This window comes from Rheinheimera sp. (genome assembly GCF_036568245.1).
Taxonomy (GTDB): Bacteria; Pseudomonadota; Gammaproteobacteria; order Enterobacterales; family Alteromonadaceae; genus Alishewanella.
Genome location: NZ_DATCSY010000182.1, coordinates 1 through 9,438 on the forward strand (window position 1 = coordinate 1; position 9,438 = coordinate 9,438).

The window sequence follows — 9,438 nt, forward strand, 5'->3', positions numbered from 1 at the left end:
GTACCATCACCGTTACCGCTGCCGTCAAACTGCGCGTTGCGATACGTGACACTATCGTAGAGTTGGCAATAGCCGAAAACTCACGACCGCCATACGACTTCGGAATAATCATCGCAAAGAAGCCTTCACGCTTTAAAAACGCCCAGACTTCCTGTGGTAAATCACGCTGCTCCTGCACAATTTTATAGTCGTCCAGCATTTGCAGCAGGGTTTCGACCTGGTTATCTAAAAATGCCTGCTCATCTTCGTTCAGCTCTGCTTTGGGGAAGCTGTGCAGCTTTTGCCAGTCAGGTTTGCCTTTGAACAGCTCACCATCCCACCACACATCGCCAGCTTCCATTGCCTCACGTTCTGTATCAGACAGCGGCGGTAAGATTTTCTTGAATACCGCAAAAATAGGTTTGGTGATCAGGTTACGGCGGATATCCGTCACGCCGAGCACCACCGCCAGGGTAACAACCAATAATAACAGGACTAACATATTACCTTCCTTCACTCGCCAGCATGGGCGCGGTTTGACTTATTTGAGAAACGGTTGGCACAGGTGCAGCTATGGCTGCAGACAAATACGGTATCAGGCGTAAAATCACCCCTTCAATATCAACTTTTTCATTAAAATCGGCCTCTGCTATTTCGGCCAGAGCTTCGTTTGACGCCATCGTAAACACGACGGTACCAAGTGAAAAATGCAACCGCCAGAACAGCTCGCCAGGCGGTAGATCCGGGCATGCCTGCTGCACCAGCAGTACCAGTTTATCCAGCACCCGACCATAATGATGATTAAAGAACCAGCGTAAGTGGCCCTGCACGTCGGTATAGCCGCGGCCTAACAATTGCAAAAAGATACGGGTGCCATTTTGGTTTACTTTATTCAGTTCAAGCAGCGGTTTGACAAATACCATTAAAACCTGGTTCAGGTTATTAGGCTGCTGTGCCGCCAGTAAACGGGTGAACTCCTGATCCAGCCTCGGCATCAGTACAATTAAATACCGCTGCAATACTGCCTGAATAAGCTCTTTCTTTGAGCCAAAGTGATAGTTCACTGAGGCCAGGTTTACTTCGGCCAGGCTGGTGATCTGCCGCAAAGAGGTATCATTAAAACCGGTTTCGGCAAACAAACTCTGCGCCGCATCAAGGATTTTATACTGAGTGCTGTGTTTATTTGGCATAGCCTCACCACAATTTAAACAGGTGTTTGAAATGTACGTTTGAATACAGAAAGTGTCAAGAGACAAATCAATCACTGGTCTTACCTGAAGCCTGCAACAAGCCAAATCAGGTACATTTACAACGGCAGCAGAAAAAGCTTGACAGAAACGCTCAGATGCAGGAATTTAAACGTCACTTCATCCGCTTTATCAACACAGGAGACGTAACGATGCAAAAATGCGCTGTCAATCATTACGGCTATTACGTCTCTCCTTACTACTTGTCCGAGTGGTTCAATAATTAGTTCTCCCTCTGCGTCAGGCAGAGATCTGTTTTTTTCAGCCTAATCTTGTCCGTTGTCAGCGTGCTATTAACGCTACTGACAGCTGCTATGCCTATGCTGCTTTGACTTTGCTTCGACGCATTTTACTGCTTTTTAATCAGACCGCCTTGTAAGGCGGCGTTTACTATCCAGAGGAATGTGTATGTTTGTTAAAGCAAAAATGAAGCTATCCCCGCTGAGTATTGCCATGTTGCTGGCGATGTCTGGTAACACGGCCCAGGCGGTTGAGGACAACGCCGCAGAGCAAGCAAAAGACATTGAGAAAATTCAGGTCACAGGCTCACGCTTAAAAGGCGTGGATCTTGAAGGTGCTAACCCGGTACAGATTTTTGACCGGGATGATTTAACCTCCCGAGGCTATAATACGCTGAGTGATTTCCTGCGTGACTTGCCACAAGCGTCCAGTGCCGGCACCTTTACCGAAAATGGTGGTGTTGGCGGCAACGATGGCAGCCCGGCAGGCTCGGCGGGTGTCAGCTTACGCGGTTTGGGCAGTAGCTCAACACTGGTGTTGGTCAATGGCCGCCGGGTGGCGGTGGATTCATTCACTAACGGTTTTGATTCGTTTGTCAACGTCAATGCCATTCCAATGTCCGCACTGGAGCGGGTCGAAATTCTTACCGACGGCGCGTCTTCCGTTTACGGCTCTGACGCAATAGCAGGCGTAATCAATTTTATTCTGCGCAAAGAGGTTACAGGTCATGAGGTGTCGGCATCTTACGGTGATGACACTGAAGACAGTAACTTTGGCCGCTACAACCTGACTTACGTCGGCGGCTTTAATACCGCAAACAGCAACACGACCCTGGTGATAGACTATTTCGACCGCAAAGCGCTGTTTAACAGTGACAGACCTGTCGACGTTACGTTTAAATCCAACACCCGGGTCACTGTCGACGGCGTTGACTATGCCGAAGACTGGTGTGGTGACGATACCCGTAACAACGGCGGCCGCTGTAACTTTGATTATGTGATTCAGCGTGCTATCCAGCCTGATACATCTGCTTTTGGCTCTACGCTGCACCATCTGTATCGTCTTGATGACGGTAAAGAATTCTTTGCTGAGGCCATGTATCAGCATAATACCGGCTCAGCCTACGATTCAGCCGCAGCATTTGATATCGATATCGCGGGTGACTCCGCCTTTGTTCCTGAGCGTTTCGCCCAGGCAAATGCGCAGGATGGCAGCATTGACAGCATCCGCGTACGTTCAAGGTTTCCCGAGCGCCGTATTCAGGATTACGACACCACGTCTTACCGTGTTTTGGCGGGGTTAAGAGGCGAACTGGCTGACTGGTCGTGGGAAACAGCAGCCATTTATGGCAAGACCGAGAATGAAATTACCCATGTTTCTGGCTATATCGGCAAAGACAGGCTGGACGCAGCAATAGCTGATGGCAGTTACAACCCGTTTAATTTAGGCCGTGATAACAGCGATGCTGTACTGGCATCGGTTCGTGAACTGTCGCCACGTAAAGGCGAATCAGAAGTGATGTCGCTGGATTTCAACATTGCAGGTGATCTGGCTGTTGAGCTGCCGGCAGGCGCAATAAGTGCGGTATTTGGTGGTGAAATCCGTAGTGAAGAGATTTCAGATAACCCGGCAACAGTGGCACAAAGCGATGGCATCTATGGCCTTGGCGCATCAGATGCCAAAGCAGACCGCCAGCAGTACGCACTTTATGGCGAGTTTAATGTGCCACTGACTGACAGCCTGGATGCAATAGCTGCGCTGCGTTACGATCACTACAGCGACTTCGGTGGCGATGTTAATCCGAAACTGTCGCTGCGTTATCGTGCAACCGATGCTCTTATCCTGCGCGCCTCCTGGAGCACCGGCTTCCGAGCCCCTTCCCTGTCACAGCTTGGCGCGGGTACATCGTTAACCGCAAATTACATAGATTGTGGTACTGACCAGCCATTTAACGGCCTGTGTGGTGACTTCGGTGCACAATTTGGTGAGCTGGAGTTCGATCAGGAAACACTCGGCAATACCGGACTGGACGCTGAAAGTTCTGAAGCGGTAAACGTGGGCGCGTCCTGGAACCTGACAGATAACCTGCAGTTGACAGTAGATTACTGGCGCTACGAGCACACCGATATTGTTGATGTCGATGCAAACACCACTCTTCGGGCCTGTATCAGCGGCAGTGCACCTGTTGTCGGCAGTGAAGCTGAGCTGGCAGGCGCTTTTGGCTGCGTTATCGACAGCGGCAATGATCTGGTGTTTTTACGCACCGGCTTTTTCAACGTCGGTAGCCAGGAAACAGACGGTGTTGACGTTAAAGTCAATTACCGCCTGGATGCTGGCCGTGCCGGTAGCTTTGATCTGTTCGCTAACGCCACCAGGACATTCTCTTACGAACGTCAAATTACCTCTGACAGCCCAAAACAGGATTTACTCGGCAAGTTAAGCGGTGCAGCAGAAATAGCCCGCCCCGAGTTAGTTGCTGACGTTGGTGCTGACTGGGCCATGGCAAACTGGTCTGCCAGTTTGTCAGCACATTACATCAGCTCACTAGGTGATGGCGACTTTAAATTTGACAACGAAACCGTAGACTCCTGGTTGATATTCAGCGGCAGCCTCGGCTATGACATAAATGATAACCAGTCTTTGTTGTTATCGGTGCGCAATCTGACAGACAAAGCACCGCCATATGCCTCATCACCGACCAACGGTTACGCCAGTTCAGTACATGACTGGATTGGCCGCTTGTGGACGGTGCGGTACACTATCCGTTTCTGACATCAGCGTCACCGAACAAGGCCAGAATTTTCTGGCCTTTTTTTGTTCTGCGTCACTGGTATTGTCAGTCAACAAGCTTAAACTAACTAGAACTAATGTATTCGGAGTACTGTGGTTGTCTGTACTAAAAGTTAAACCTGCTGATTTAAAACTGGGCTATGCGGTAAAACTGCCTGGTGCCTGGATGAAACATCCGTTCCTGTCCGGCAATATGATTATTGAGAACATGCAACAACTGCAAATTATCCGCTCGCTTGATATAGAGTACGTGCTGTTTTACCCCGATAAAAGCAAGAAAATTGACATGCCGCCTGAACTTAACGATGAAGATGCGGCAAGTTTCAATATGGCAGCCAGTGAAGCGCAAATCAAAATGCAGCAGGATAAGATGCAGCGTATTGAACAGGCAAAAGCGCACCGGCGTGATATTCAGCGCACCGAAAAGGCGTTTGCACAGTCTTTACTGCAAGTCAGAAGCATCATGAGTAAGCTAAGCAGCCGGCCGCTGAATGCAATTGATGATGCCAGCAGCCTGATAGGCGCGATGACAGACGTACTGCTAAATGCCGACTCGCTGGTATTGCACCTGATCTCCGCTGCGAATAAAGAGCAGGAAGGCCTTTATTATCACTCACTTAACGTCGCCACCCTATCGATGATGCTGGCAAAAAACCTTAATTTAAGCGCAGAGCAAATTAAAACTGTCGGTATAGGCGCCCTGTTTCATGATATTGGCAAAATTAAGATCCCAAGCCAAATTCTGCGCAAAACCACGCCACTGACAACACCAGAACAAAATCTTCTGAAAATGCATACCAAGTATGGGGTGGATCTGGTCGGGCTTACGGATAACTTTCCGCTGGAAGCCTGGCCAATTGTAGAGCAACATCATGAATATATTGATGGTAGTGGTTACCCCAAGGGCTTAAAAGAAAGCAGCATAGACACGCTGGCGAAAATTGTTGCCGTCGTCAATGAATTTGACAATCTGTGCCATCCGCTTGATATCAGTAAATCACGCTCACCACACCACGCACTGTCGTATCTTTACCGGACGATGAAAGGCAAGCTGGCTGATCGTGAAATGAAAGTGATGATTAAAATGATGGGGGTTTATCCACCCGGCACTATAGTACAGCTGTCTGATCAGCGCCTTGGTATCGTCATGTCGGTTAACAGTGATAACCTGCTGTGCCCGAATGTACTGGTATACGACGCCGACGTGCCAAGGCTGGAGGCTCCCATTCTGACACTGGAGCCAGACAAGCTCAGCATCAGTAAAGTCATCAAAATCCAGGCGCTGCCGCAGCAGGTTGCGGAATACCTCAACCCCAGGGCTCAGGTCAGTTACCATATTCAGGGTAAACCCTGAACAAAAAGGCCGGTTACTACAACCGGCCTTGTTATTTTACTTCAGATGCTCATCAAAGAAGCGGGTGATGCTTTTATGCAAATGGGTTTGCACCGGTTGGCCAAACATTGAGTGTTTGCTGCCTGGGTAGTTAATCATGTCAAACAGCAGTCCTTTATCCTGTAACTGCTTATATAACTTAGTGCTATGCGTAAACAGAACATTGTCATCCGCCATACCATGATAAATCAGCAGTTTACCTTTTAAGCCATCAGCATAAGGAAACACAGCGCTAGCTTCATACCCTGCGGCGTTGTCTTTCGGATGGCCAAGATAACGCTCGGTATAATGCGTATCGTATAGTGCCCAGTCAGTCACTGGGGCACCGGATACACCGGCGGCAAAATAATCGGACGCTTTAAACATTGCCATAATCGCCATATAACCACCATAACTATGGCCATAAATGGCAATTTTGCCGGCATCAACATATGGCAGGCTACGCAGATACTCGACACCTTTAATCTGGTCGGCAATCTCAGCAACGCCTAATTTTTTGTAGATAGGATCCTCAAACGCTTTGCCGCGACTATACGAGCCCCGGTTATCCAACTGGAACACCAGATACCCTTGCTGCACCAGATAATGCAGGTACAGATCCCGAGCGCTCCAGCTGTTGGTTACCCGTTGTGCATGCGGGCCGCCATATACGCTGACAATCACCGGGTATTTTTTTCCGGGTTCAAACGCGGCAGGTTCAAACATCCGGTAATGCATGGTCTGGCCATCTTCCGCCTTTATAGTGCCAAACCTCGGTGCGGTTAACTGTGCATGGTAAGCTGTCAGCGGGTGTGTTTTGTCCAGCTCATTTTGCTCAAGCCAGGTCAGTACTGTGCCATCCAGAGCCCGCAGTGCCACTTTATTCGGCTTAGTGACATTCGAGAAACTATCGATAAAACTACTGCCATCTTTGGCCATAACCAGGGCATGGTCATAGTTTGGCTCTGTCAGGCGTTTAATATCGCCACCATCAAGGCTAACCTGGTACAGATGACGCTCCAGCGGTGTATCTTTACGGGCGGTGAAGTACACCGTGCCCAGCTTTTCATTAACGGCATCCAGCTCATCGACTACCCAGTCACCCCGGGTTAGTTGACGCTGTAACTTACCGTTGAAATCGTAGTAATACAGATGCTTATAACCATCACGCTCTGATGCCCAGATGAACCCCTTATCATCTTTCAGAAAATGTAAGTCATCATGCAAGTTCAGCCAGGTATCACTCGTTTCGGTCAGCAGTACCTTTTGTTTATTACTGCTCAGGTCGACCAAGCGCAGTTCCAGCTTATGCTGATCACGGCTTTGCCACTGATAGCTCAAATAGCGGGCATTTTTTGTCCATTCAACGCGCGGCAGATAAATATCGTCGTTGTCGCCGTGTGGTAGCCAGTTAACCTTGCCGTCGGCTAAGCTAACCACTCCCAGCTGTATTTTTGCATTAGCAGTGCCGGTATAAGGGTAACGCTGATTAAACAGCTTTATTTCATCGGCATAAATTTCATTACGTACCACTTCAGCCACGCCGCTTTCATCGGTGCGGGTGAAGGCTATTTTACTGTCATCCGGCGCCCACCAGTAACCCGTCATGCGGCCCATTTCTTCCTGGGCAACAAATTCAGCCATGCCGTTTTTAATTTCACCGCCACCATCAGAGGTAAGCTGAGTCTCTTTACCGGTAGCGATCTCCAGCACAAACAGATTCTGTTCACGGATAAAAGCGACATAGCGGCCGTTGGGTGAAATCGTTGCATCTGTTTCAAACGCTGCAGTATTGGTGAGCTTTTTCGCTGCCTGCGTTTTTAACTGGTAATAATATAAATCGCCATTTAACGGAAACAGCAACGCATCACTGTTTTTGGCCCAGCTGTAACTGATAATACCCGAGGCGAACAACCGCATGCGCTCGCGCCGGGCTTTTTCTTCATCAGACAACACTTCAGCGCCACTGACTAAACTGTCGGCATCGACCAGCAAACGGTGTTTGGCCGCTTGTATATGGTATTCCCATAAATCCAGCCGGTTGGCATCTTCAGCCTTCCCTTTGAGGTAAGTGACACGGCTACCATCAGGTGCCATCGTTAAAGAGCGTGGCGTCGCGCCGCTCAGCGCCGGATCAGCAAACAAACGCTCTAACTCAAGTTGTTTTGCCTGCACCATAGCCACACCTCCGAAACATAAACACATTGCCAGTAAATGCGCTGGCAGCTTAATCCGCATATCTTATTCCCGTCATTACGTGTAAATGGCACCGTTTTTATAACGCCTGAAGCGAAACTGCAAGTAAAAGCAGATTGCGTTATGCTTAGCTGCGTTAAACAGAGGAATACGTTATGACAGTACATCAGCTTACGCATCCGTTGGTAAAGCATAAAATTGGGCTGCTGCGGGCAGCGGACATTAGCACGAAACAATTTCGCCAGCTGGCGGCTGAACTGGGCAGTTTACTGACCTACGAAGCAACGCAGGACCTAGCCACTGAGACGGTAACTATTGACACCTGGAGCGGTCCGCTTGCTATTGAACAAATTCAGGGTAAAAAAGTGACGATAGTCCCGATCCTTAGAGCCGGGCTTGGTATGCTTGACGGTGTACTGGAGCTGCTGCCCAGCGCCAGAATCAGTGTGGTTGGTATGTATCGCGACGAGGACACTCTGCAGCCGGTACCGTATTTTCAAAAACTGGCATCCGATCTAGATCAGCGCCTGGCAATAGTTGTCGACCCTATGCTGGCAACCGGCGGCTCTATGATTGCGACAATAGACTTGCTGAAGAAACACGGCGCCAACCACATTAAAGCTTTGGTACTGGTCGCCGCTCCGGAAGGCATAACGGCGCTGCAACAAGCCCACCCTGACGTTGCTCTGTATACTGCGGCAACAGACCGCTGCTTAAATGAACACGGCTATATTTTACCGGGCCTGGGTGATGCCGGTGACAAGCTATTTGGCACCAAATAGACCGTTGCCGACTTGCTCTGTGCAGGCAGTCATGGCACCTTTAGGCTATAAAAATAGCTACAGGACCGTATTTTGCAGTTAGTACCCTGGTCTTTTCAAACCACGTTAGGTTTTACCCTTCGCGGTTACCGTACCGAAGCAACAGGTAAAACCGTTTTGCACATGCTACATGGTAATGGTTTTTGCAGTCGGATGTACCAGCCGATGCTGCAACTGCTGACTGCAGATTTTGATTTGTTTCTATCCGACACCCAGGGCCACGGCGACAGTGATCATGGCGGTGCTTTTGTTGGTTGGAACCGAAGTGCTGAGCTGGCTAAAGAAGCATGGCAGTCGCATCAGCATCTTTATCCGGCTGTGCCGGTATACGGCGTCGGACATAGCTTCGGCGGCGTCTTAACTGCACTTATGCACACCAGTGGTGCCAGCCCTTTTCACGGGGCTGTACTGCTTGATCCTGTCTTGTTCACCCCCACCATGCTAACCGCTATTAGCGCTCTTAGCCGTATAAGGTTGTATCATAAAAATCCGATGGCGAAAGCGGCACTGCGCCGCCGCCAGCATTGGCCAGACAGACAAACTGCCGTTAACTATCTGACAAACCGAGGAATGTTTGCAAACTGGCACCCAGATGCATTGGCGGCTTATATCGATCATGCGCTTAAACCGAGCGAACACGGATTGAGCCTGAAATGCCAGCCTCAGCGCGAAGCCGATATTTTCGCTTCATATCCGCACAAACTCTGGCAACAGCTATCGACGCCCTGCGCACCGGTAAAGGTATTTTTTGGCGACCAAAGCTACCCCTTTATTGCCAAATCTTTACTTAAAT

General features: G+C 49.4%; 7 protein-coding genes. 4 read left to right on the forward strand and 3 right to left on the reverse strand.

Going from position 1 to position 9,438, the window contains the following annotated elements; translation table 11 throughout:
* A partial coding sequence (locus tag VIN66_RS08195) for an acyl-CoA dehydrogenase family protein (RefSeq protein WP_331923518.1) occupies positions 1–481 on the reverse strand: 481 nt, incomplete at its 3' end.
* Position 482: 1 nt separating this feature from the next.
* The gene (locus VIN66_RS08200) at positions 483–1,169 is read right to left on the reverse strand and encodes a TetR/AcrR family transcriptional regulator (protein ID WP_331923519.1); all 687 of its coding nucleotides are present in this window, start codon (positions 1,167–1,169) and stop codon (positions 483–485) included.
* A 465-nt stretch (positions 1,170–1,634) separates the two neighbouring features.
* On the opposite strand from VIN66_RS08200, the gene VIN66_RS08205 reads away from it, so the two are divergent.
* The gene (locus VIN66_RS08205) at positions 1,635–4,238 is read left to right on the forward strand and encodes a TonB-dependent receptor (RefSeq protein WP_331923520.1); all 2,604 of its coding nucleotides are present in this window, start codon (positions 1,635–1,637) and stop codon (positions 4,236–4,238) included.
* A gap of 115 nt (positions 4,239–4,353) precedes the next feature.
* Positions 4,354–5,610, forward strand: coding sequence for an HD-GYP domain-containing protein (locus VIN66_RS08210; RefSeq protein WP_331923521.1), 1,257 nt, complete (start codon positions 4,354–4,356; stop codon positions 5,608–5,610).
* Positions 5,611–5,646: 36 nt separating this feature from the next.
* On the opposite strand, the gene VIN66_RS08215 is transcribed toward VIN66_RS08210, so the two are convergent.
* Positions 5,647–7,866, reverse strand: coding sequence for a S9 family peptidase (locus tag VIN66_RS08215; RefSeq protein WP_331923522.1), 2,220 nt, complete (start codon positions 7,864–7,866; stop codon positions 5,647–5,649).
* Between the two features lie 113 nt (positions 7,867–7,979).
* On the opposite strand from VIN66_RS08215, the gene upp reads away from it, so the two are divergent.
* Both upp and VIN66_RS08225 read left to right on the forward strand, forming a co-directional pair.
* Positions 7,980–8,606 carry a uracil phosphoribosyltransferase gene (upp, locus tag VIN66_RS08220; protein ID WP_331923523.1) on the forward strand — a complete coding sequence of 209 codons (627 nt, stop codon included), beginning with the start codon at positions 7,980–7,982 and terminating at the stop codon, positions 8,604–8,606.
* A gap of 72 nt (positions 8,607–8,678) precedes the next feature.
* Positions 8,679–9,438, forward strand: a 760-nt coding sequence (locus VIN66_RS08225) for an alpha/beta hydrolase (RefSeq protein WP_331923524.1), incomplete at its 3' end; no start/stop codon positions are given.

What these genes read in the sequence shown, in the direction of transcription:
- VIN66_RS08200 (WP_331923519.1), bottom strand. Translation starts at nt 1,169, where the DNA reads ATGCCAAATAAACACAGCACTCAGTATAAAATCCTTGATGCGGCGCAG.
- VIN66_RS08205 (WP_331923520.1), top strand. Translation starts at nt 1,635, where the DNA reads ATGTTTGTTAAAGCAAAAATGAAGCTATCCCCGCTGAGTATTGCCATG.
- VIN66_RS08215 (WP_331923522.1), bottom strand. Translation starts at nt 7,866, where the DNA reads ATGCGGATTAAGCTGCCAGCGCATTTACTGGCAATGTGTTTATGTTTC.
- upp (WP_331923523.1), top strand. Translation starts at nt 7,980, where the DNA reads ATGACAGTACATCAGCTTACGCATCCGTTGGTAAAGCATAAAATTGGG.